This window comes from Pseudomonas sp. NMI542_15 (genome assembly GCF_021283425.1).
Classification (GTDB): Bacteria; Pseudomonadota; Gammaproteobacteria; order Pseudomonadales; family Pseudomonadaceae; genus Aquipseudomonas; species Aquipseudomonas fortuita.
This window is the reverse complement of sequence record NZ_JAJSRO010000030.1, coordinates 1-23,389: the sequence shown is the minus strand read 5'-3', so window position 1 is coordinate 23,389 and position 23,389 is coordinate 1. Positions and strand designations below refer to the sequence as shown.

22 protein-coding genes are annotated in these 23,389 nt (G+C 63.0%); 13 read left to right on the top strand and 9 right to left on the bottom strand.

Annotated elements, in window-relative coordinates:
* Nucleotides 1–54 precede the first annotated feature (54 nt).
* A complete protein-coding gene (locus LU684_RS27650) occupies nt 55–519 on the top strand; it encodes a TlpA disulfide reductase family protein (protein ID WP_023047672.1) in 465 nt (154 codons plus the stop codon).
* Nucleotides 520–553: 34 nt separating this feature from the next.
* On the opposite strand, the gene LU684_RS27645 is transcribed toward LU684_RS27650, so the two are convergent.
* From LU684_RS27645 to LU684_RS27630, 4 genes are read right to left on the bottom strand one after another with little or no spacing between them, the layout of a single operon-like run.
* Nucleotides 554–958: an META domain-containing protein gene (locus tag LU684_RS27645; protein ID WP_016485253.1), complete on the bottom strand. Its 405-nt coding sequence runs from the start codon at nt 956–958 to the stop codon at nt 554–556.
* On the bottom strand, nt 955–1,392 hold the full coding sequence (locus LU684_RS27640; RefSeq protein ID WP_096425701.1) for a hypothetical protein: 438 nt from the start codon (nt 1,390–1,392) through the stop codon (nt 955–957). The genes LU684_RS27645 and LU684_RS27640 overlap by 4 nt, the downstream gene beginning before the upstream one ends.
* 31 nt (nt 1,393–1,423) lie before the next feature.
* On the bottom strand, nt 1,424–2,413 hold the full coding sequence (locus LU684_RS27635; RefSeq protein ID WP_016485255.1) for a 2-hydroxyacid dehydrogenase: 990 nt from the start codon (nt 2,411–2,413) through the stop codon (nt 1,424–1,426).
* 13 nt (nt 2,414–2,426) lie between these two features.
* Entirely contained in the window at nt 2,427–5,210 is a 2,784-nt protein-coding gene (locus LU684_RS27630) for a response regulator (protein WP_016485256.1), read from the bottom strand.
* A gap of 193 nt (nt 5,211–5,403) precedes the next feature.
* Between LU684_RS27630 and LU684_RS27625 the strand changes: the two genes are divergently transcribed.
* The 7 genes from LU684_RS27625 to LU684_RS27595 all read left to right on the top strand — a co-directional run bounded on the left by LU684_RS27625 (nt 5,404) and on the right by LU684_RS27595 (nt 13,738).
* A complete protein-coding gene (locus LU684_RS27625; protein ID WP_016485257.1) occupies nt 5,404–6,123 on the top strand; it encodes a response regulator transcription factor in 720 nt (239 codons plus the stop codon).
* Nucleotides 6,124–6,129: 6 nt separating this feature from the next.
* Nucleotides 6,130–7,521 (top strand): sensor histidine kinase, encoded by a 1,392-nt coding sequence (locus LU684_RS27620; RefSeq protein WP_102689726.1) that lies wholly within the window; start codon nt 6,130–6,132, stop codon nt 7,519–7,521.
* A gap of 159 nt (nt 7,522–7,680) precedes the next feature.
* Nucleotides 7,681–8,580, top strand: coding sequence for a cysteine synthase CysM (gene cysM, locus LU684_RS27615; RefSeq protein WP_024717686.1), 900 nt, complete (start codon nt 7,681–7,683; stop codon nt 8,578–8,580).
* Nucleotides 8,581–9,939 (top strand): 23S rRNA (uracil(1939)-C(5))-methyltransferase RlmD, encoded by a 1,359-nt coding sequence (gene rlmD, locus LU684_RS27610; protein ID WP_232895256.1) that lies wholly within the window; start codon nt 8,581–8,583, stop codon nt 9,937–9,939.
* Between the two features lie 96 nt (nt 9,940–10,035).
* A complete protein-coding gene (gene relA, locus LU684_RS27605; protein WP_016485261.1) occupies nt 10,036–12,276 on the top strand; it encodes a GTP diphosphokinase in 2,241 nt (746 codons plus the stop codon).
* A gap of 62 nt (nt 12,277–12,338) precedes the next feature.
* Entirely contained in the window at nt 12,339–13,172 is an 834-nt protein-coding gene (gene mazG / locus LU684_RS27600) for a nucleoside triphosphate pyrophosphohydrolase (RefSeq protein WP_016485262.1), read from the top strand.
* A gap of 26 nt (nt 13,173–13,198) precedes the next feature.
* The gene (locus LU684_RS27595) at nt 13,199–13,738 is read left to right on the top strand and encodes a DUF2058 domain-containing protein (protein ID WP_016485263.1); all 540 of its coding nucleotides are present in this window, start codon (nt 13,199–13,201) and stop codon (nt 13,736–13,738) included.
* A gap of 44 nt (nt 13,739–13,782) precedes the next feature.
* Here the strand turns inward: LU684_RS27595 and LU684_RS27590 are convergent, their stop codons facing one another.
* The 4 genes from LU684_RS27590 to purM all read right to left on the bottom strand — a co-directional run bounded on the left by LU684_RS27590 (nt 13,783) and on the right by purM (nt 16,578).
* A complete protein-coding gene (locus tag LU684_RS27590; RefSeq protein WP_016485264.1) occupies nt 13,783–13,965 on the bottom strand; it encodes a hypothetical protein in 183 nt (60 codons plus the stop codon).
* A gap of 182 nt (nt 13,966–14,147) precedes the next feature.
* Complete coding sequence (locus LU684_RS27585; protein WP_016485265.1) at nt 14,148–14,858, bottom strand: DUF3108 domain-containing protein; 711 nt, start codon at nt 14,856–14,858, stop codon at nt 14,148–14,150.
* Between the two features lie 8 nt (nt 14,859–14,866).
* Complete coding sequence (purN, locus tag LU684_RS27580; protein WP_070086963.1) at nt 14,867–15,520, bottom strand: phosphoribosylglycinamide formyltransferase; 654 nt, start codon at nt 15,518–15,520, stop codon at nt 14,867–14,869.
* Nucleotides 15,520–16,578, bottom strand: a complete 1,059-nt coding sequence (gene purM, locus LU684_RS27575) for a phosphoribosylformylglycinamidine cyclo-ligase (RefSeq protein ID WP_016485267.1) — start codon at nt 16,576–16,578, stop codon at nt 15,520–15,522. The genes purN and purM overlap by 1 nt, the downstream gene beginning before the upstream one ends.
* A 436-nt stretch (nt 16,579–17,014) precedes the next feature.
* Here purM and LU684_RS27570 point away from each other — a divergent pair, with 436 nt between their 5' ends.
* From LU684_RS27570 to LU684_RS27550, 5 genes are all read left to right on the top strand, one after another.
* Complete coding sequence (locus LU684_RS27570) at nt 17,015–18,082, top strand: DUF2066 domain-containing protein (protein WP_060519592.1); 1,068 nt, start codon at nt 17,015–17,017, stop codon at nt 18,080–18,082.
* A 12-nt stretch (nt 18,083–18,094) separates the two neighbouring features.
* Nucleotides 18,095–19,168, top strand: coding sequence for an AI-2E family transporter (locus LU684_RS27565; protein WP_016485269.1), 1,074 nt, complete (start codon nt 18,095–18,097; stop codon nt 19,166–19,168).
* 252 nt (nt 19,169–19,420) lie between these two features.
* The gene (gene hda, locus LU684_RS27560) at nt 19,421–20,128 is read left to right on the top strand and encodes a DnaA regulatory inactivator Hda (RefSeq protein ID WP_016485270.1); all 708 of its coding nucleotides are present in this window, start codon (nt 19,421–19,423) and stop codon (nt 20,126–20,128) included.
* A 126-nt stretch (nt 20,129–20,254) separates the two neighbouring features.
* Nucleotides 20,255–20,908, top strand: a complete 654-nt coding sequence (locus tag LU684_RS27555; protein ID WP_016485271.1) for a C40 family peptidase — start codon at nt 20,255–20,257, stop codon at nt 20,906–20,908.
* A gap of 139 nt (nt 20,909–21,047) precedes the next feature.
* On the top strand, nt 21,048–21,581 hold the full coding sequence (locus LU684_RS27550) for a C40 family peptidase (RefSeq protein ID WP_016485272.1): 534 nt from the start codon (nt 21,048–21,050) through the stop codon (nt 21,579–21,581).
* 57 nt (nt 21,582–21,638) lie between these two features.
* Here LU684_RS27550 and LU684_RS27545 read toward each other — a convergent pair whose 3' ends face one another.
* On the bottom strand, nt 21,639–22,946 hold the full coding sequence (locus LU684_RS27545) for a PQQ-dependent sugar dehydrogenase (protein ID WP_232895255.1): 1,308 nt from the start codon (nt 22,944–22,946) through the stop codon (nt 21,639–21,641).
* Nucleotides 22,947–23,389 lie beyond the last annotated feature (443 nt).

Here is a 23,389-nt window from a genome sequence, read left to right as displayed (position 1 = left end):
ATTCTAACCGCAGCGACTGACCAATTTGCTTTAAAACTCGAGAAGGATTGACCCATGGCAAGGCGTCTGGCAGCAGTACTGGCCATCACCGCGAGCCTGTTGCTCGGTGGTTGCGGTGCCGATTATGGCGTGGACCAACACGGTAATACGGTTAAGGCCGAACAGATCGAAGGGCACTGGCTGGTGCTCAACTATTGGGCCGAATGGTGCGGGCCGTGCCGTACCGAAATCCCGGAATTGAACGCGGCGGCCAAGCAGTGGGCGGCTGATGGCATCAAGGTGGTGGGGGTGAACTTCGATGGCTTGCAAGGGCAGGACTTGAAACAGGCCGCTGAAACCCTGGGCATCGGTTTTACCGTACTGGCCCAGGACCCGGCCGAGCGTTATGACCTGCCCCGCAGCGAGGCGCTGCCGGTGACCTACATCATCGATGACAAGGGCAAGGTGCGTGAGCAGTTGATGGGCGAGCAGACCCTGGAAGGGCTGCAGGCCAAGATCAAGGCCCTGAAAGGCGCCTGATGCAGTTGGGGCCGCAAAGCGGCCCCGGCAATCCTCAGCCTTCCTCAGGCCAGAACCGCAGTGGCTTGCCTTCGGCGGGCCAGAAGCGCATCTGCTCCACCGGCGACACATCCCAGCGCTCTACCGTTTCCAGCGCCTGCAAAAAGCGCTTTTCCTGCTCCATCAACGCCGGTGCGCACAGCTTGCGGGTCTTGCCGACCTTGCCGAAGCTCAGGCGCTCACCCTCCAGCGTATACGGCGCAAACCAGTGGTTGCAGCCGGCATTGCCATAGGCGCGGCCGTCGCTGGCCAGGGTCAGGGTCAGGTGGCTGTAGTCGATCAGCGGGCGTTCGCCAATCCACTCCAGCACGTAGCTGCGCTCCTGTTGCAGTTTTGAAGGTTGTGCGGCGCAGCCGAGCAGGCTGGTGGTAATCAGCACGCCGGTCAGCAGATTTTTCACTCGGCGCTCTCCTGGCAACGCGGGCACAGGTGTTTTTCGCCACGGCTGGCCCAGCCCAGTTCGGCGATACGTGCGTTGGCGGCGGGCTGGCGGGCTTTCTTGCCCAGCTTGGCGTCCACGGCAAATTCGAAATCCAGCACGGCGTCGCAGCTGTCGCACTCGACCTGCCAGGTGAGGATTTCCAGTTCGTTGAACACGGGCCCGCTGGCCACGGCAACCCACTGGCCGCGCGGGTTGATCAGGTGGCGCACGCTGTCCACGGTCAGTCGCATGGACAAGTCCTTGCTGCCCTTGAGGGTCACCAGCAGGGTGTCGCCTTTGTGCATCGAACCGCCGTTGCCGGTGACCTGATAGCGCCCCGGCACCAGTGCACGGCACTCGATCAGGGTGTGTTGCGGGTTGAAAAGGGTGTAGCGGAAATCGTGCTCGACCATGGGTCCTCCAGAAATGCCGCGTATCCTAGCACTAACCCATGACCAGATTCTGTGGATTGCCTGCCGCCCAGCGGTTGATGTTGTCCAGCGTGGTGGCGGCAATGGCGTCCAGCGCTTCGCGGGTAAGGAAGGCCTGATGGGCAGTGATGATCACGTTGGGGAAGGTCAGCAGGCGGGCCAGTACATCGTCCTGCAGGGGCAGGTCGGAGCGGTCCTCGAAGAACAGCTGGGCTTCTTCTTCGTAGACGTCCAGGCCCAGGTAGCCAAGCTGGCCGCTTTTCAGCGCGTCGATCAGTGCCGGGGTATCGACCAGTGCGCCACGCCCCGTGTTGATCAGCATGGCGCCGTGCTGCAGTTGCGCCAGGCTTTGTGCATTGATCAAATGCCGGGTGTGCTCGGTCAGCGGGCAGTGCAGGCTGATGATACGGGCTTCGCGCAACAGCTCGGGCAAGGTCAGGTAGCGCGCGCCGAGGGCCAGCAGCTCTGGGTTGGGGTAGGGGTCGTAGGCCAGCAGCTGGCAGCCGAAGCCAGCCATGATACGGGCGAAGGCGGCACCGATCTGGCCGGTGCCGACCACACCGACGGTTTTGCCGTGCAGGTCGAAACCGGTCAGCCCGTGCAGGGTGAAGTCGCCTTCGCGGGTGCGGTTGTAGGCCCGGTGCAGGCGCCGGTTGAGGGCCAGGATCAGTGCCACGGCGTGTTCGGCCACAGCGTGCGGCGAGTAGGCCGGCACGCGCACCACGGCAAGGCCCAGGCGCTGGGCAGCGGCCAGGTCGACATGGTTGTAGCCGGCCGAACGCAGGGCGATCAGGCGTGTGCCGCCTTCGGCCAGGCGCTGGAGCACCGAGGCGTCGAGTTCATCATTGATGAAGGCGCAAACGGCTTCGTAGCCGCTAGCCAGGGCAGCGGTGTCGAGGGTCAGGCGGGCGGGCTGGAAATGCAGCTCCAGCGCGCTGCCGCTGGCGGCCCGGGTGAAACTTTCCTGGTCGTAATGCTGGCTGCTGAACAACAGGACGCGCATGGTCAGGCTCCTCCTACAAATGCTGCGTAGGCCACAGCAACGGCCATGCACTCAATCTGGCCTGCGCCGCTAGCCGGCTGATCGCACCGTCCAGCTCATCCAGCGCTTGCTGTGCCTGTGGGTGGTCCTGCTTGAGCAGGGTTTCGCTGCGCTGACAGGCTGCGCGCAGCTGTGGCACACCACAATAGCGCGAGGCACCGTTAAGGCGGTGTACCTGTTCTATCAGGGCATTGCGGTCGTCTGCCTCGCGGGCGGCGCGTATGGCATCGCGGTCGGCGTCCAGCGAGGACAGCAGCATGCTCAGCATGTCGGCCGCCAGGTCCGCCTTGCCTGCCGCCAGGCGAAGGCCTTCTTCGGGGTCGAGCACCTTCAGGTCATCACTGCTGGCCAATGGCTCTGTCTGCGCCTGTTGCGGCACGCCCAGGCTCAAACCAGTCCACTTCATCACCACTTGCGCCAGTTGCCGCTCGCTGATCGGCTTGGTCAGGTAGTCGTCCATGCCAGCGTGCAGCAATGCGCGCTTTTCGTTGGCCATGGCATGGGCGGTGAGGGCGACGATTGGCAAAGGGTTACTACTTTGGGTGTTTTCCCAAAGGCGGATCTGCTCAGTGCAGGCGCGGCCATCCATGCCGGGCATCTGCACGTCCATCAGCACCAGATCGAACGGCTCGTCCTGCACGGCCTCCACCGCTGCATAGCCGTTGTCCACGGCCAGCACCTGGGCGCCCAGGTCCTCGAGCAGGGTTTGCACAAGCAGCAGGTTGGCGGCGTTGTCGTCGACGCAGAGAACCTTCGGCTGGCGCTGGCCATTGATGTTGTGCGCCTCGCTCTGTGGACGGCGCGGTTGCACCAGTTCCATCAGCAGACGGCGCAGTTTGCGGGTGCAGGTGGGCTTGGACAGCAACTGGCCATGGCCGTTGGGCAGGTAGGGGTGATAAAGCGCCTGCTCGGTGGTGGGGCACAGCACCACGCACTGGCAATGGTAACGCTCAAGTTGCTGGTGATAGTGGCCCAGTTGTTCGGGCGACAGGTTGCCCATGTTCGCCCCGAGCACGGCGAACTCGAACGGCAGGCCGGCCTGGCTGGCGGCCTGTACCGCCTGCAGCAACTGCTCGTAGGAGGCGAACAGGCTGACGCTGAGGCCGCAGTCCTCCAGCTGGTGTTCCAAGGCCTGGCGCGCCAGCTCGTGGCCGTCGACGATGGCTGCGCGGCGGCCCAGCAGCGGCTGCAGCGGCTGCTCCTCGAGGTCGTCGTGGGCTTTTGGCAGGTTGAGGCTGATCCAGAACTGCGACCCCTCGCCCGGGGTACTGTCGACACCGATTTCGCCACCCATCTGCTCGATCAGGCGCTTGGAAATTACCAGCCCCAGCCCCGTGCCACCGGGTTGGCGGGCCAGCGAGTTGTCGGCCTGGCTGAAGGCCTGGAACAGCGTGCGCACCTCCTGCGGTGACAAACCGATACCCGTGTCCTGCACGCTGATGCGCAGCTGCGCGCTGTCCTCGTGCTCGTCTTCGAGCATGGCGCGCACGACGATGGTGCCTTCGCGGGTGAACTTGATGGCGTTGCTGACGAGGTTGGTGAGGATCTGCTTGAGCCGCAACGGGTCGCCGATCAGCGAAGAAGGGGTGTCGCGGTAGATCAGGCTGAGCAATTCCAGCTGCTTGGCGTGGGCGGCCGGGGCGAGGATGGTCAAGGTGTCCTGGATCAGGTCGCGCAGGTTGAAAGGAATGCTGTCGAGCACCAGCTTGCCGGCCTCGATCTTGGAGAAATCGAGGATCTCGTTGATGATCCCCAGCAGGTTGTCGGCTGACTTCTCGATGGTGTTCAGGTAGTCCAGCTGGCGTGGCGTCAGCTCGCTTTTCTGCAGCAGATGGGTAAAGCCCAGGATGCCGTTGAGCGGCGTGCGGATTTCGTGGCTCATGTTGGCCAGGAACTCCGACTTGATGCGGCTGGCCTCAAGGGCCTCTTTGCGCGCCATGTCCAGTTCGATGTTCTGGATTTCGATGGTTTCCAGGTTCTGGCGCACGTCTTCAGTGGCCTGGTCGATGCTGTGCTGCAGTTCTTCGTGAGCGTTTTGCAGGGTTTCGGCCATGCGGTTGATGCCACGGGCCAGCTCGTCCAGCTCGTGGCTGCCCATGGTCGGCAGGCGTTCTTCGAGGTGGCCGTCCTTGAGTTGGTTGACCGCGTGTTTGATGCGCTCGATGGGGTCGTTGATGGTGCGGCTCATGCGCAGCGCCAGCAGGCCGCTGAGTACCAGGCAGGCGAGGATCAGCAGCAGGCTGGTGAACAGGTTGCGGTAGCCGCGCAGCAGGGTGCCGTCGTGCGACAGCTCGATCTCGACCCAGCCTAGCAGGCGCTCGGCTTCGGCCGGCACGGCATCGGTGGCGAGGTCGCGGTGGTGGCCGAACACGGGCATCAGGTAGCGGGTGGCGTCATTGCCGCTGCGTTGCAGCAGTTGCGTGCCAGTGCCTCCGCTGGGCGGCTGGTTGAGCATGCTCGGGCCCGCGTGGGCCAGGCGCGTGCGGTCCGGGGCCAGGAATGCGACTGCGCGCACATCGGCCTGTTCCAGGGTCTGCGCGGCGATGCGCTCCAGCTGTGCGGGCGCAAGCCGGGCCATGGCGGGTGCAGCCAACGGCGCCAGCTGCTCGGCGATCATCTTGCCGCGTTGCAGCAACTGGGTACGCAGGTCGTTCTGTTGCAGCCAGGTAAAGTAACTGCCGAGCACCAGGGCCATCAGAGCGGCCGGCAGCAGGGCCAGCAGCAGGACCCGGCTGCGGATTCCCAAACGATCGAGCACACTCGCCTCCTGTCATGTGCCTGGACGCCGTCAAGCGATGACGGCCAAGCCGGGAAGTTACTCCGCCTGCAGCGCTATTGCACCTCTTTAGTGGCTGTTTTGCACCATTGCCGGGGCATTGGTCACAGGGCGGTTGCCTGGCGGGTATTGGATGCTCAATAATCGCGCAATTGAGAATGCATGGCAGTTGCCAATGAATCCTGTAGCTATTTACAACTCCAACATCCTCGCCATCGAGGACGACCCGGTTCTGGGTGCCTATCTCCACGAAGAGCTGCAACGCGGCGGCTTCCAGGTAACCTGGTGCCGAAATGGGCTGGAGGGGCTGGAAACGGCAGGTCGCCAGGTTTTCGATGTGGTGCTCATGGATATTTTGCTGCCCGGGTTGAACGGCCTGGATGCCTTGGCGCAATTGCGCAAGCGCAGCGCGACGCCGGTGATCCTGATGTCGGCGCTGGGTGCCGAGGCCGACCGCATCAGCGGCTTCCAGCGCGGGGCCGACGATTACCTGCCCAAGCCGTTCAGCATGGCCGAGCTGCAGGTGCGCATCGAGGCAATCTTGCGCCGGGTGGCGCTGGAACGCCGTCACCAAGCCCCGCTGGAGCATGCCGCCTGCGGCGAGCTGCAGTTTGACGAGGGCTTGTGTGACGTACGCCTGGACGGTCGCCTGGCGGGCCTGACCCCCAGTGAATACCGGCTGTTCGACATCCTGAACCGCAACTTCGATGATGTCCTGAGCAAGCCATTCCTGTACCAGCAGGTGTTGCAGCGTGGCTATTCGCGGCATGACCGCAGCCTGGACATGCACGTCAGCCAGATCCGCCGCAAGCTCAAGGGCATTGGCTATCACGAACGGCAGATCCGAACCGTGTGGGGCAAGGGTTATGTCCTCAGCGCCAGCGAGGCGGAGTGATCCCCCATGCTTGACCGCCATTCGCTGTTCTGGAAACTGGCCATCCTGCTGGTGGGCTTCTGCCTGCTGATGATTGGCCTCAGTTACACCTGGGGCCGGCACATGGAAATCCAGAATGCCTTCCTCTCGGAGCCGGCGCGGCAGGTGTTGCGTGGCTATGCCGGCGAGGCTGAACAGGCCTGGCGCAGCGGCGGCCGGGCAGGGCTTGACCAGTGGGTGGCGACGATGCACCAGCGCGAACGGGGCTGGGTTGGCGTGCTCGATATCAACCTGAGGCCGCTCGACAGCGCCACCCTCGACCCGCAGATCATGCAGCGGCTGACGCGCCTGCGGGGTGTCGACTGGCCGATGAGCCGGCGCAGCGTCGACCAGCCGTGGGTACGTATACCGTTCCCGGGGGCGCCTGAGCAGGGCATGGTGGTGATCGAACTGCCACAGCGGTTCAATCCGGACCAGTACCGGTTGCTGTGGCGCATCGTCACCAACGGCGTCATCCCTGGCCTGTTCACCTTGCTGTTGTGCGTGGGCCTGTACCGCATGTTGATCGTGCCGCTGAATCAGCTTCGCGAGCAGGCCAATGCCTGGCGCGCCGATCAGTTATCGGCTCGCCTCGACTCGCGCACTATCGCACGCCATGACGAGCTGGGCGAACTGGCCCGCGCCTTTGACCAGATGGCCGAGCGCCTGCAGGGCACGGTGGCCATGCAGCAGCAGTTGCTGCGCGACCTGTCCCACGAAATGCGCACACCGCTGAGCCGCTTGCGGGTGGCATGCGACGGCGAAACCGACCTGCAGCGCCTGCGCGAACGCCTGACCCGTGAAGTGGACTGCATGCAGCAGTTGGTGGAGGACACCCTGCAGTTGGCCTGGCAGGACGCCGAACGTGCGCCGATGAACCTGGAGCCCATCGAAGTCCACGCGCTTTGGGAACTGCTGGCAGAGAATGCCAGCTACGAAAGCGGCTGGTCTCCCGCGCGCCTGCGCTGCGAAGTACCGGCCGACTGTTGGGTGCAGGGCAACCTCAACCACTTGGCCCAGGCACTGGAAAACATCTTGCGCAACGCCATTCGTCACTCGCCGGCCGAGGGGGTGGTGCGGCTGGGTGGTCAGCCCGAAGGCAGTTATTGGCGGCTGTGGCTGGAGGACGAGGGCGGCGGTGTGGCTGAAGAAGACCTGGAGCGGATCTTCGCCCCGTTCTCGCGGCTGGACGGTTCTCGGCCGGGGGATGGGGGGTTCGGCCTGGGCTTGAGCATCGCCCGCAGTGCCATTCAGCGCCAAGGCGGCACTTTGTGGGCGCAGAATGGCAAGCGTGGGCTGCGGCTGTGGATGAGGTTGCCGTTACATGCGCCGGCCCCTTCGCGGGTAAACCCGCTCCCACAGGGTCACCACTACGCTTGAGGCCAGTGGAGTACCTGTGGGAGCGGGTTTACCCGCGAAGAAGCCCGCACAGGTTCGCGTTATAGCTTGTAGCTATATACACCACAGATTGCGTGATATGGCCGCGAAGGGTTTGCCGGTATGATAGGCGCCCCTGCCGTCCGGATTGTGAAATACACCATGACCTTGCAGTACCCAACCATCGCCGATTGCGTCGGCAATACGCCCCTGGTTCGCCTGCAGCGCATTGCTGGTGAAACCAGCAACACCCTCCTGCTCAAGCTCGAAGGTAACAATCCTGCCGGCTCGGTGAAGGACCGCCCGGCGCTGTCGATGATCACCCGCGCCGAATTGCGTGGCCAGATCAAGCCCGGCGACACCCTGATCGAAGCCACGTCCGGCAATACCGGTATTGCCCTGGCAATGGCGGCGGCGATCAAGGGCTACAAGATGATCTTGATCATGCCCGACAACTCCACCGCCGAGCGCAAGGCCGCCATGACCGCCTACGGCGCCGAGCTGATCCTGGTGACCAAGGAGGAGGGTATGGAAGGCGCCCGCGACCTGGCCGAGAAACTGCAAGCCGAAGGCCGCGGCCTGGTGCTTGACCAGTTCGCCAACGGCGACAATCCGATTGCCCACTACAACAGCACCGGCCCTGAGATCTGGCAGCAGACACAGGGCAGCATCACCCATTTTGTCAGTTCCATGGGCACTACCGGCACCATCATGGGTTGCTCGCAATACCTCAAGGAGCAGAACCCGGCGGTGCAGATCATCGGCCTGCAACCGATGGAAGGCTCGGCTATCCCGGGCATTCGCCGCTGGCCCGAGGAATACCTGCCGAAAATCTTCGACGCCACCCGTGTCGACCGTGTGGTCGACATGTCGCAGCAGGAAGCCGAAGACACCACCCGCCGCCTTGCCCGTGAAGAGGGCATTTTCTGCGGCGTGTCCTCTGGTGGTGCGGTTGCAGCCATGCTGCGCCTCTCCCGCGAGGTGGAAAATGCCGTGATGGTTGCCATCATCTGCGACCGCGGCGACCGTTACCTGTCCACCGGCCTGTTTGATCCGAGCTAAATGTCCAAGAAAAAAAGCAACAGCGGCCTGCGCTTCCAGCCGGCCGGCGGCAACCGCACCCCCCAGGTCCCCGTGGGCAAGAAGCAGCGCCTGGACATCGAGCGCCTGGCCGGTGACGGCCGTGGCATCGCCTTCCTTGACGGGCGCACCTGGTTCGTCAGTGGTGCCCTTGCCGGTGAGGCCGTGGAGGCGCGGGTGCTCAACGCCCGTGGCAAAGTGATCGAGGCCCGCCTGGAGCGGCTGCTGCAGGCCAGCCCCGAGCGCCGTGAGGCGCCGTGCCGCCATTATGCGCGCTGTGGTGGCTGCAACCTGCAGCACCTGCCCCATGAAGCGCAGCTGGCACTCAAGCAGCGCACCCTTGCCGAGCAACTGCAGCGGGTGGCCGGCGTGCAACCCGAGGAATGGGCCGCGCCCCTGAGCGGGCCGGAATTCGGCTACCGGCGCCGGGCCCGTGTGGCCGTGCGCTGGGACGTCAAGGCGCGTCAGCTGGAGGTGGGCTTCCGTGCCGAAGCCAGCCAGGACATTATTGCCATCGACGATTGCGCGGTGCTGGTACAGCCCTTGCAATCGATTTTGCGTCACTTGCCGACGGTGCTGCGCTCGTTGAGCAAACCGCAGGCGGTGGGCCATGTGGAACTGTTCAGCGGTACCGCCGAGGCGGTGTTGGTGCGCCACGTCGCGCCGCTGCCGGCAGACGACCTGGCAAAGCTGCAGGCGTTCTGCGAACAGGCCAATGCCCAGCTGTGGCTGCAGGGTGAAGATGAGCCGGCGCCGGTGGACCCTGCCGCACAACTGGGCTTTGCCCTGGCGCCGTGGCAGCTGGAACTGGCCTGGCGCCCTGGTGACTTCGTGCAGGTGAATGCCCAGGTCAACACGGCGATGATCGAGCAGGCCCTGGCCTGGCTGGCACCGCAAGCCGACGAGCGGGTGCTTGACCTGTTCTGCGGCTTGGGCAACTTTGCCCTGCCGCTGGCCCGCAAGGCGCGCGAGGTAGTGGCGGTAGAAGGTGTTCAGGCCATGGTCGATCGGGCCGCGGCCAATGCCCGGAACAACAATGTGCATAACGCACGGTTTTTTCAGGCCGATTTATCGCAGCCTTTGGCAGGCACCGGATGGGCCGCCGAAGGCTTTTCTGCGGTACTCTTGGATCCACCGCGCGACGGTGCGTTCGAGGTGGTGCAAGGCATCGCACGCCTCAAGGCCAAACGGCTGGTCTACGTATCGTGCAACCCGGCCACGCTGGCGCGAGACGCGCAGGTGCTGGTCGGCCAGGGGTACCGGTTAAAAAGGGCCGGGATTCTCGACATGTTTCCTCAAACGGCGCATGTCGAGGCCATGGCGTTATTCGAAGCGGGCTAGCAGAGTGGCCCCTTGGTGCGGCTTCCATGGAATGGTTGCCGTACGGTGATCTCCAGCGCTCCCGCGTGGCGCGCTGTATGGAAAGGTAAAACAAAGATGGTACAGGTGAGAGTGCACCAGCCGGTCAACACCGACGGCAGTATCAATCTCGAAGGATGGTTGGACCATGTGGTAAGCGTCGATTCGGCACTGGATCGCGCAGCGCTCAAAGAAGCCTGCGAGTTTGCCCATGAGATCGAGAAGAAGGGCAACCCGGCCAAGCATTCCTGGGCGGACGGTACGTCCAGTTTCCAGGCAGGCCTGGAAATTGCCGAAATTCTGGCAGACCTCAAGCTTGACCAGGACTCCCTGGTGGCAGCGGTCATCTACCGTTCGGTACGCGAAGGCAAAGTGACCCTGGCCGAGGTCAGCCAGCGGTTCGGGCCGGTGGTGTCCAAGCTGATCGACGGCGTGTTGCGCATGGCGGCCATCAGCGCCAGTCTCAGCCCGCGGCAGTCGTTGGTGCTGGGTTCGCAGGCGCAGGTCGAGAACCTGCGCAAGATGCTCGTGGCCATGGTCGACGATGTGCGTGTGGCACTGATCAAGCTGGCCGAGCGTACCTGTGCAATCCGTGCGGTCAAGGCCGCCGACGACGAGAAACGCCTGCGTGTCGCGCGTGAGGTGTTCGACATCTATGCGCCGCTGGCGCACCGCCTGGGTATCGGCCACATCAAGTGGGAGCTGGAAGACCTGTCTTTCCGCTACCTCGAACCCGACCAGTACAAGCAGATCGCCAAACTGCTGCACGAACGCCGGCTGGACCGCGAACGCTTCATCAGCGACGTGATGAACCAGTTGCAGAACGAGCTGCTGGCCACGGGCGTCAATGCCGACATCAGCGGCCGGGCGAAGCATATTTATTCGATCTGGCGCAAGATGCAGCGCAAAGGCCTGGAATTCAGCCAGATCTACGACGTGCGTGCAGTGCGTGTGCTGGTGCCGGAAATTCGCGACTGCTACACCGCGCTGGGTATCGTGCACACGCTGTGGCGGCACATCCCCAAAGAGTTCGACGACTACATCGCCAACCCCAAGGAAAACGGCTACCGCTCGCTGCACACCGCAGTGATCGGCCCCGAGGGCAAGGTGCTGGAGGTGCAGATCCGCACCCACGGCATGCATGAAGAGGCCGAGCTGGGGGTTTGCGCCCACTGGCGCTACAAGGGCACCGACGTCAAGCCCAGCTCCAACCATTACGAAGAGAAGATCTCCTGGCTGCGCCAGGTGCTGGAATGGCACGAAGAGCTGGGCGACATCGGTGGCCTGGTCGATCAGTTGCGGGTCGACATCGAGCCGGACCGGGTCTATGTGTTCACCCCTGACGGCCACGCCATCGACTTGCCCAAGGGCGCGACCCCGCTGGACTTCGCCTACCGTGTGCACACCGAGATCGGCCACAACTGCCGGGGTGCCAAGATCAACGGCCGTATCGTGCCGCTGAACTACAGCCTGCAGACCGGTGAGCAGGTGGAGATCATCACCAGCAAGCACGGCAACCCCAGCCGTGACTGGTTGAACTCCAACCTGGGCTACGTCACCACCTCGCGGGCGCGGGCAAAGATCGTGCACTGGTTCAAGCTGCAGGCGCGCGACCAGAACGTAGCCGCCGGCAAAACCCTGCTCGAACGCGAGCTCAGCCGCCTGGGTTTGCCGCAGGTGGACTTCGAGCGCCTGGCAGAGAAGACCAACGTCAAGACTGCCGAGGACATGTTCGCCTCGCTTGGCGCGGGCGACCTGCGCCTGGCCCACCTGGTCAACGCCGCCCAGCAATTGCTGGAGCCCGAGCGTATCGAGCAGATCGAACTGGTCCCGCGCAAACCTACCGGGCCGCGCAGCGGCAAGCGTGGCGACATCCAGATTCAGGGGGTCGGCAACCTGCTGACGCAGATGGCCGGCTGCTGCCAGCCGCTGCCGGGCGACGCCATCGTCGGTTATATCACCCAGGGCCGTGGCGTGAGTATCCACCGCCAGGATTGCGCCTCGGTGCTGCAGCTGGCGGGCAAGGAGCCGGAGCGCATGATCCAGGTGAGCTGGGGGCCGATCCCGGTGCAGACCTATCCGGTCGACATCGTTATCCGTGCCTACGACCGCCCGGGGTTGCTGCGCGACGTGTCGCAGGTGCTGCTGAACGAGAAGATCAACGTGCTGGCGGTGAACACCCGATCGAACAAGGAAGACAACACTGCGTTGATGTCGCTGACCATCGAGATTCCAGGCCTGGATGCGCTGGGGCGCCTGCTGGGGCGGATTTCGCAGTTGCCGAACATCATCGAGACGCGGCGTAATAGAACCCCTTGAGATTGCGTGGCCTTCTTCGCGGGCAAGCCTGCGAAGAAGCCACTGCCGAAGGACCTGTCTAGATGACCTACACCCTCGAAGACCTGCTGCACCTCATGGCCCGCCTGCGCGACCCGCAATATGGCTGCCCGTGGGATCTTCAGCAGAACTACGCGAGTATCGTTGCGCACACCATCGAAGAAGCCTACGAAGTCGCCGACACCATCGAGCGCGGCGATTTCGAGCACCTGCAGGGTGAGCTGGGCGACTTGCTGTTCCAGGTGGTCTACTACAGCCAACTGGCCCGGGAAGAGGGCCGTTTCGAGTTCGATGGCGTGGTCGACAGCATCACCCGCAAGCTGATCCGCCGCCACCCACATGTATTCCCTACCGGCGAGCTGTATGCGCCGCTGGATACGCCCAGCCTGAACGAGGCCCAGGTCAAGTCACGCTGGGAAGAGATCAAGGCCCAGGAGCGGGCCGAGAAAAGCACACCCGAGCAACTGTCGTTGCTCGACGATGTACCGTCAGCCTTGCCGGCCCTGTCGCGGGCAGCCAAACTGCAAAAGCGTGCGGCCACGGTCGGTTTCGACTGGCCTGCTGCATTGCCGGTGCTGGACAAGGTGCGCGAAGAGCTGGATGAAGTGCTTCAGGCCATGGCCGACGGTGATGCCGATGCGCTTGAAGACGAGGTGGGCGACCTGCTGTTCGCCGCCGTCAACCTGGCCCGCCACCTCAAGCAAGACCCGGAAAACGCCCTGCGCCGCGCCAACCGCAAGTTCGAGCGACGTTTCCGTTTTATCGAACAGGCGTTGCGCGACAGTGGTCGCCCCATTGAAGATTGTGACCTTGACGAACTGGACGCCCTTTGGGGTGAAGCCAAGCGTCAGGAAAAGAACCTGCCCAGCTGCGGCTGAGCTGTTGCATAAGTGAGTGAACATTCATGAGCCTTTCCCTTCGCGACCAATTGCTCAAAGCCGGTCTGGTCAACCAGAAACAGGTCTCGCAGACCAACAAAGCTGAAAAGAAACAGAAGCGCATGGAGCACAAAGGCCAGGTCGAAGTCGACGACAGCCAACAGCGCATTGCCAAGGAAGCCATGGCCGAAAAGGTCAAGCGCGACCAGGAGCTGAATCGCCAGCAGCAGGAAAAGGCTGAGCAGAAGGCCCGTGCCGCGCAGGTCAAGCAATTGATCGAAGCCACGCGCCTGCCCAAGCTGAACACCGAGGACTACTACAACTTTGTCGACGACAAGAAGGTCAAGCGCATTGCTGTCAATGCCCTGATGCGGACCAAGTTGAGTAACGGCGCACTGGCGGTCGTGGCCCATGCCGGCGGCTACGAGGTCATTCCTCGTGAGGCGGCGGTCAAGATCCAGGAGCGCGACCCCAACCGCATTCTGCTGCTCAACACCCATGTCGAGGAAGCGGACGAGGATGACCCGTACGCGGCCTACAAGATCCCGGACGATCTGATGTGGTAAAAACCAAAAACCCCGCCTTGGCGGGGTTTTTTATTTGAAGAGGGCTACTGCGTGGTGCGCTGGCTTTCCAGGTCTTCCAGCTCTGCGCGGTACTGGTGTGCTTCGTGTTCATTGTGGAACATGCCCACCAGTTGGCCTTGTTGGTGCACATCCCAGATCCGCACGCCAGCGGCCAGGCCTTCGTGGGACATTTTCGATTCGTCGCGTTCGGTTACTTGGACTGTCATCGGTAAACTCCACTTCTTCAGTTGGCTGCGACAGTGTGTCGCACACCCTCTTTATAGAGTTTGTTAGCAGGCTAAGTAAATAAAACGGGCATGAAACAAGTTTCATGAAGCGATGGCGGTGCAGGGCAGGCACAAAAAGCCCCGCACTGAGCGGGGCTTCGGGTGCTGCTGGCAGTGCGGGGTCAGTTGCCCTTCACCGGCTTGCCATCGACCGTGCCATCCTGCAGCACGATCACATACTCCTTGCCATCAGTCTCGACCTGGCGCAGTTGCACCAGCAGGTAGTCCCAACTCTTGGCGAACCACAGCTCGGTGATGCGTTTACTCTGGCTTGGGTCGCGCACGCGCTCGACCTTCACGGCATCGACCTGGCCGGTCTTGGTGGTGACCTTTTCGGTACCCAGTACACGGAAGTCGTAGGTGTCGATCTCGTCACCGTCGACCACCTGGTAGGTCATGCTCTTCTTGCCGGCCGCCACGTCATGCTGCAGCGCCAGCTGGTAGGACGACTTGTCCAGCACGCCGCGGATCAGTGGCAGGTTGATGGCATCGCCACGGTCGCTGCCGGTGACCTTCTTGCCGGTCCAGTCGAAGTTCAGGTCGACCTTCTTGGCTTTGCCCAGGCCGCCGCGCTCGAAATGGTACTTCTGCGGCAGCAGGGTGTCGTTTTCCAGGCGCAGGGTGCTTTGCTCGGTCAGGCTGGCGATCATCATGGAAGCCTTGAAGTTAAGGTCCCAGGTACCGTTGGCATTCTTGACCAGGCTGCGCTCGGCGGTGCCACTCATGGGCAGCTGCTTCCAGTCGGCGGTGTAGCTGGCCGAGAAAGGCTTGAGGTCAGCTGCCTGGAGGGGCAGGGCAAGCACGGCAAGAGCCAAGAGCAGGGCGCGACGCATAAATTCTCCTAGGATCGAATCAAGTGGCCGCTGGCCGCCAGCGGCTGGCCATCCAGTAATGCACCCTGTTCGCCAAGGCGCAAGCGCCCTTCAGCGAACCAGCGCACTGCCAGCGGATAGATCAGGTGTTCCTGATGGTGTACCCGCTGGGCCAGGCTTTCGACGGTGTCGTCAGACGCAACCGGTACCACAGCCTGTACGACCAGTGGGCCGCCATCGAGTTCCTCCGTCACGAAGTGTACGCTGCAGCCATGTTCGGCGTCGCCTGCCTCAAGCGCCCGGCGATGGGTATGCAGGCCCTTGTATTTGGGCAGCAACGACGGGTGAATGTTGAGCAGGCGGCCTTGATAGTGGCGCACAAAGCCGCCACTGAGGATGCGCATGAAACCGGCCAGCACCACCAGGTCGGGAGCGAAGCCGTCGATGCGCGCCATCAGCGCGGCATCGAAGGCCTCACGGCCGTCGAACTGGGTGTGGTCGAGCACGACGGTGTCGATGCCGGCCGCCGCTGCGCGTTGCAGGCCGTAGGCATCGGCGCGGTTGGAAACCACCGCACGGATGCGCACCGGGCTGTTTTGGCCTTGGCAGCTGTCAATCAGGGCTTGCAGGTTGCTGCCGGAGCCCGACAGCAACACCACTACATTGCAGGTCTTGCTTGGCATCAGTGTGCCTTGAGGTTTTGCAGCTCGACCTGGGCGGCGCCTTCGGCGGCTTCGGCGATGTGGCCGATCACCCATGGCTGCTCACCGGCGGCGCGCAGTTCGTTCAGGGCAGCTTCGACCTGATCCTGGGCTACGCAAATGACCATGCCCACGCCGCAGTTCAGCACACGGTGCATCTCATGCTCGTCGACGTTGCCTTTTTCCTGCAGGAAGTCGAACACCACCGGGCGCTGCCAGCTGGCTACGTCAACCACGGCCTGGGCGTTTTTCGGCAGTACGCGCGGGATGTTGTCCAGCAGGCCGCCACCGGTGATGTGGGCCATGGCCTTCACGGCACCGGTGTTCTTGATCAGCTGCAGCAGCGGCTTGACGTAGATGCGGGTAGGCGCCATCAGCAGGTCGGTCAGCGGTTTGCCGTCCAGCTGGGTGTTCTCGATGTCGGTGGCGGACACTTCGAGGATCTTGCGGATCAGCGAGTAGCCGTTGGAGTGCGGGCCCGAAGACGGCAGGGCGATCAGCGCGTCGCCAGTGGCAACCTTGGAGCCGTCGATGATCTCGGCCTTTTCCACCACGCCGACGCAGAAGCCGGCCAGGTCGTAGTCTTCGCCTTCGTACATACCAGGCATTTCGGCGGTTTCACCACCCACCAGCGAGCAACCAGCCAGTTCGCAACCGGCGCCAATGCCGGTAACCACGGTGGCAGCCACGTCAACATTCAGTTTGCCGGTGGCGTAGTAGTCGAGGAAGAACAGCGGCTCGGCACCGCACACCACCAGGTCGTTGACGCACATGGCGACCAGGTCCTGGCCGATGCTGTCGTGCTTGTTCAGGTTCAGCGCCAGGCGCAGCTTGGTGCCGACGCCGTCGGTGCCGGAGACCAGTACTGGCTGCTTATAGCCGGCCGGGATCTCGCAGAGGGCGCCGAAGCCGCCCAGGCCACCCATGACTTCAGGGCGTGCGGTGCGTTTTGCCACGCCCTTGATGCGTTCGACCAGTGCTTCGCCGGCGTCGATGTCTACACCGGCGTCCTTGTAGCTCAGGGAGGGTTGCTTGCTCATTGATCCAGGCCTTTAGGAGGGAGGGATTCTTAAAAACGACCATGACGGCCAAGACCGGCGGGTAAGCGGCGGCTGCCTGAAACGTCAGTGGTCTGTGAAGGCGCGCGATTTTATCAGGGTTGCCGGGCAGCGGCCATCCTCAGGCCGACGGGCAGGGCATGAAAATGGCTATCTTGCCGGACAAACAAGGCGGTTGAGCGCTCAGGCACAAGCGACATTGGCCCGAAACAGATCCAGGCGCGAACTTCGCTTGCGATGCGTCGAGCGGGCGGCGCTCGCTCGCCCAGGCACTGAACCTGTCGTGGCGAACACCTGTCCGACCCGGCGCACGCTCCCGACAACACCCCGCAACCAATCTTTCACCCTCTCACGACTGGTTACCTTGCGCCCCCGTGTATAAGGTATAGACATTGCGGTAACTGGACAGGAATCCTCCATGCGTTTGTTCAATATTCTGGCAACCGGTTGCCTGGCCCTGATCTCGGCCACTGCCTTGGCTGAAAATGTTTCCGGCCTTTATCAGGTGCGCGAGCCGGTCACCGGGCAGGGCGCCGAAGCCCGTACCGCTGCCACCGCCAAAGCCCTCGACACGCTGGTGCTGCGCCTGACCGGCGACCCAAAGGCAGCGCAGAGCCCGGCGTTGGCCGACCTGCGCAAGGATCCGCAGCAAATCATCAACCAGGTCGGCAGCGAAGCCGGCCCGCCCGAGTCGGTGCTGGTCGAGTTCGACCCGGGTAGTACCGAGCGCGCCCTGCGCAAGGCCGGCCTCGCGCTGTGGGGTAGCAATCGGCCATCGATTCTCGGCTGGTGGCTGAATGACAGCGTCGAAGGCAGTAGCCTGGTCGGTGATGGTCAGGCCAGCGCCCAGCCTTTGCGTCGTGCCGCCCAGCACCGTGGTCTGCCGCTGCGCCTGCCACTGGCCGACCTGCAGGAGCAACTGGTGGCCAATGCCAAGCAGATCGAAGGCAGCGACCCGGCCCCACTGCGCGAGGCCTCTGAACGCTACGGCGCCGACGCCTTGCTGGCGGTACATGCCCAGGAAGCCGACGGAAAGTGGCAGGGCAAGTGGCAGTTGTGGCTGGGCGACCAGCGTGAGCAGGGCACGGCCGAGGGGGCCGACCCGGCAGCCTTGGCCGATGCGGTGATGTTGGCGGTAAGCAGCCGTCTGGCGCCGCGTTATGTCGCCCGTCCGGGCGCCAGCAGCCAGATGCAGGTGCAAGTGCAGGGGATGAGCCTGCAGCGTTATGCCGAGCTTGCCCGTGTGCTTGAGCCTTACGGCCCGCGCCTGCAGATGGCCGAAGGCACCACCCTGACCTATGGCGTGACCGGCAACCGCGAGCAATTGCGTGCCCAGCTTGGCCTGGCCAAGTTGCAGGAACTGCCTGCCGACCAGGCGCCCGCAATGCCCCCCGCACCAGCCCCGTCTGCGAGTGCAACGGGTGAGCAACCCGCGCCGGCCACACCTGCGCCCAAGCCGTTCGACGGCCTGCGTTTTCGCTGGTAAGAGGAGCATACCGTGACCGATGTTCGTCGCTGGATCTGGCTGGGTGTTGCTCTGCTGATCGCTGTGCTGCTTTATAGCTTGCACAATATCCTTACGCCGTTCCTGGTAGGCATCCTGCTGGCCTACCTGGCCGACCCGCTGGTTGACCGCCTCGAGCGCCTGGGCCTGTCGCGCACCTGGGGCGTTGTGGTGGTGTTCAGCCTGTTCACCCTGCTGATGCTCGCCCTGTTGTTGGTGCTGGTGCCGATGCTTGCCAAGCAGCTGGTGCGCCTGTACGAACTGGCGCCGCAGATGCTCGATTGGCTCGAACAGGTGGCGCTGCCTTGGGTGCAGGGTCGCCTGGGCCTGGCCGATGGTTTCTGGAAGTTCGACAAGATCAAGGCCGCCATCGGCGCGCACATGGGGCAGACCACCGATATCGTTGGCATGCTGTTGTCTCAGGCCACTGCCTCGAGCCTGGCATTGATGGCCTGGCTGGCGAACATGGTGCTGATCCCTGTGGTGGGTTTTTATCTGCTGCGCGATTGGGACCTGATGATGGGCAAGCTGCGCGGCCTGCTACCGCGCCAGCGTGAACCGCAAGTAGTGGGCCTGGCTGGCGAATGCCATGAAGTGCTGGGGGCATTCGTGCGCGGGCAACTCATGGTGATGGTGGCTTTGGGCATCATCTATTCAGCCGGGCTCATGCTGGTGGGGCTTGAACTCGGCCTGCTGATCGGCATGCTTGCGGGCCTTGCGGCCATCGTGCCTTACATGGGCTTCATCATCGGCATTGGTGCCGCGCTGGTGGCCGGCCTGTTCCAGTTTGGCGGTGACCTGTACCCGATGCTGGGTATCGTTGCGGTGTTCATGGTCGGGCAGGCGCTGGAAGGCATGGTGCTGACCCCGCTGCTGGTAGGCGATCGTATCGGGCTGCACCCGGTGGCGGTGATCTTTGCCATTCTTGCCGGTGGTGAGCTGTTCGGCTTTACCGGGGTGCTGCTGGCCCTGCCGGTGGCGGCGGTGATCATGGTGCTGCTGCGCCATGCCCATGACCTGTACAAAGAATCGGACATGTACGCCGGGGACATTGACCCGGAGCTGTGAGGGACAGGTCTGTGCCAAACCTGTGGGAGCGGGCATGCCCGCCAAGCATGTAACAAGGTGCATGGCACCGGCTTTGCCGGTGTTCGCGCACGCGCCCGCTCCCACAGGGATCGATGTCAGCGGCAAAATAGCGCAACTTGTTGATTTTGCTTGTGCTATCCATTGCCGTGATTGTGCGCCCCGCGTTGCGGGTATAGACTTTGCAGATTGTTCACCAAAGGCCCCCTGCGGTCCTGCCGACCGCCCGCGAGCATGAAACCACCGATCCAGTTGCCCCTGGGTGTGCGCCTGCGCGATGACGCCACCTTCATCAACTACTATCCGGGCGCCAATGCTGCGGCATTGGGTTACGTCGAGCGGCTATGCGAAGCCGACGCCGGCTGGACCGAGAGCCTTATCTATCTGTGGGGCAAGCAGGGTGTTGGCCGTAGCCACCTGTTGCAGGCCGCCACCCACCGTTTCCAGCAACGCGGCGAGCCCGCTGTCTACCTGCCATTGGCGCAACTGCTCGATCGGGGTGTGGAGGTGCTCGACTACCTGGCCCAGTACGAGCTCGTGTGCATCGACGACCTGCATGTGATCGCCGGCAAGGCAGACTGGGAAGAGGCCATGTTCCACCTGTTCAACCGCCTGCGCGACAGTGGCCGTCGCCTGTTGCTGGCCGCCTCGGCATCGCCACGGGAGCTGCCGATCAAGCTGCCGGACCTAAAGTCGCGGCTGACCCTGGCGCTGGTGTTTCAGATGCGTGGCTTGTCCGATGAAGACAAGCTGCGTGCCCTGCAGTTGCGTGCTTCGCGCCGCGGCCTGCACCTTACCGACGAAGTCGGCCACTTCATTCTCACCCGCGGTGCGCGCAGCATGAGTGCGCTATTCGACCTGCTCGAACGCCTCGACCAGGCCTCGCTGCAGGCACAACGCAAGCTGACCATCCCGTTTCTCAAGGAAACCCTGGGCTGGTAATCCCCTGAAAACGCTGGGCCAGAGCGGCAAAACAGAAAAGTCACATCTTTTTCGATAAAATTTGCAAATGGCCATGATAGAGGGCATAGTTTCCCCCTCTAAAGGATTACAGACACGGTCGTGCCCATGCTAAAGCGCTTCGCACCCCTCGTGCCACTCGCACTCGTGACCCTGCTTTTTGGCTGCGCGGCCCAAGGCCCAGCTTCTCATTCAGCGCTGCAGCCCCAGGATCACACCCCGATCGCCGCACAATCGGCAATCAAGGCCAAGGCCTCGCCTTCGTCGGTATTCGGCGAACCGGAAGAGCTGGCCACTGAAGATGACCTGGAGGCTTTCTCCAGCAACAGCAAGCCTTACCAGTTGCCGGTACTGGCGGACAGCATTCTCGAGCGCGGCATGTCGTTGATCGGCACCCGCTACCGCTTCGGTGGTACCTCGGAAAAGTCCGGTTTCGACTGCAGCGGTTTCATCGGCTATCTGTTCCGCGAAGAAGCGGGCATGACCCTGCCGCGTTCCACGCGTGAAATGATCAACGTCGATGCCCCGAAAGTGGCCCGCAACAAGCTCAAGCCAGGTGACCTGCTGTTCTTCAGCACCAACGGCCGCGGTCGTGTGAGCCATGCCGGGATCTACCTGGGTGACAACCAGTTCATCCACTCCAGCAGCCGCCGCAGCGGTGGCGTTCGCATCGACAGCCTCGGTGACCGCTACTGGAGCAAGACCTTCATTGAAGCCAAGCGTGCCTTGGCCATGGCGCCGACCAACATCGCGCGCAACTGATAGCAAAATGATATATCCTGCTGCGGCGGCGATGCTTTGAAAAAAGCTCGCCGCCGTGCGCATTTACAGAAAGCGTCTAATCTAAATTCTCAACTCTTTTCGGCTGCAGCGCAGCGGTCTCAGACAGGATGTTCTGGCCATGATAAAGATGGCGCGCTTTGCATTTCTCTCCCTGGCAGCATTGCTTGCTGCCTGCTCCAGCCGTGCGCCTGCGCCGGCCCCTGTGGTTACGCCGCAGGTTACTTACAGCCAGCCAAGCCCTTCGCCGATTGCCGATGACGTATTGATCCGCGCCATTGGCCTGGTGGGCACGCCCTATCGCTGGGGCGGCAACACCCCGGACTCCGGCTTCGACTGCAGTGGTTTGATCAAATACGTCTACCGTGACGCGGCCGGTATCAGCTTGCCGCGTTCAACGCGGGAGATGATCGTCATGCGTGCACCTACGGTGGATGCCAAGGCACTGCAATCCGGCGACCTGGTGTTCTTTGCCACCAGTGGCGGTTCGCAAGTCAGTCATGCTGGCATTTATGTAGGGGAAGGGCGTTTTGTGCATGCGCCTTCCACGGGTGGCACGGTGCGCCTGGACTATCTGTCCAACAGCTATTGGGCCAAGGCTTACCTTCAAGCCAAGCGTGTGATTCCGCAAGGGCATCTGGCGCAGAACCCCTGATGATCAACGCCTGTAGCAGCGGCCCCGTTCAACGGGGCTGATACAGGCCGCCCGGTTTCAAGGTGCTTTGCTCACCCGCCAGATCACATTGCCGACATCGTCGGCCACCAATACACCGCGTTGCCCATCGTTGATCACGCCCACCGGACGCCCCATCGCCTTGCCCTCTTGGTCGAGAAACCCCGTGAGCAGGTCGATGGGGCGGCCGGCAGGTTTGCCTGAGCGGTCGAAAGGTACGAACAGCACTTTGTAGCCGCTGTGTGGTTTACGGTTCCACGACCCGTGCTGGCCGACCAATGCCCCCTGATCGAAAGGCGGCGGCAGTACACCAGGCTCGGTGAATGCCAGCCCCAGGGATGCGGTATGCGGGCCGACCGCATAGTCTGGCGCCAGGGCCTGGGCCACCTTTTGCGGGGCCTGTGGATGTACCCGGTGATCTACATGCTGCCCGTAGTAGCTGTATGGCCAGCCATAGAAGCCGCCGTCTTTTACCGAGGTGATGTAATCAGGCACCAGGTCGCTGCCGATTTCGTCACGTTCATTGACTGCTGTCCACAAGACGTTGCTGTGTGGCTCCCAGGCCAGGCCGTTGGGGTTGCGCAGGCCGGTGGCGAACAGCCGGTGCTTGCCGCTTACGGGGTCCACTTCCCAGATAGCGGCGCGGCCTTGCTCCTTCTGCATACCGTTTTCCCCGATGTTGCTGTTCGAGCCAACCGTCACATAAAGCTTCTTGCCATCGGGGCTTGCGATCACGTTCTTGGTCCAGTGATGGTTCAGCGGCCCGCCGGGCAGCGCGGTCACCGGGTGGCCTTTATCGGTTATCTGCATGGCGCCCGGTTCATAGTGAAAGCGCAGCAGCCTGTCGGTGTCGGCCACGTACAAGTCCTTGCCCACCAGGGTCATGCCGAAGGGTGAGTTGAGCCCTTCGATGAAAGGGGTGCGAGTTTCTGCCACCCCGTCATGGTCGGCATCGCGCAGCAGGGTTATACGGTTGGCGCTGGGTACGGTCGCGCGGGCACGTTTCATCGCCTTGTCCATGGCCCAGCCGCGAATGCCCTTGCCATCTTCGGGCTTGGGTGGCGCGTTGGTCTCTGCCACCAGTACATCGCCGTTGGGCAGCAAGTAGAGCCAGCGCGGGTGGTCGAGGCCGCTGGCGAAGGCTTTGACCTGGGTGCCTGGTGCCGGGGTCGGCTTGCTGCCCTTTGGCCAGCCCACTGCAGGGGCGATATTTACGGTGGGGATCAGTGTTGTGACGGGGGTGGGGAGGCGGGGGTTTGGCCCGCTGCCGTCGTTTACGCTCAACAGGGCTGTTTCGCCGCAACCTGCCAGGCTGGCTGCGATTAACCAAGGCATCAGGCATTTCATGTGCGGCGTCCTCTAAAGAAGGCCTGTTGAATTGAGAGGCCGGCTGGGTTCGCCGGGTTCCCCACCGTTTGCTCTTGCTTCGGCTTTTGCTTCTAAGCGCGCGATAGCCCAGGCGACGCGGATTGCGACTTCAGGAGGCCGAGCGTAGGGCTTGCGGAGGGAGGTGACGGGCATGGATGCCCGTCAAGCGCTGGGCCCCAGGATGGGGCCTGCAGCGCGGTCCTCCCGGGAGCAAGCCCGGAGCGAGGGGACCCCGGAGCGCAGCGCAGGGGCCGGATGATGGGAGCCAGCGTTTTTTGGTTACTTTTTGTCGCGTTTGACAAAAAGTGACCCGCCGTAAGGGCGGAAAGGTGATTTGGCGCCACCTTTGAAAATGAATGTTGACTCATTGTTGATGCTCACACCTGAACGCGAACAGCGAACAGCGAACAGCGAACAGCGAA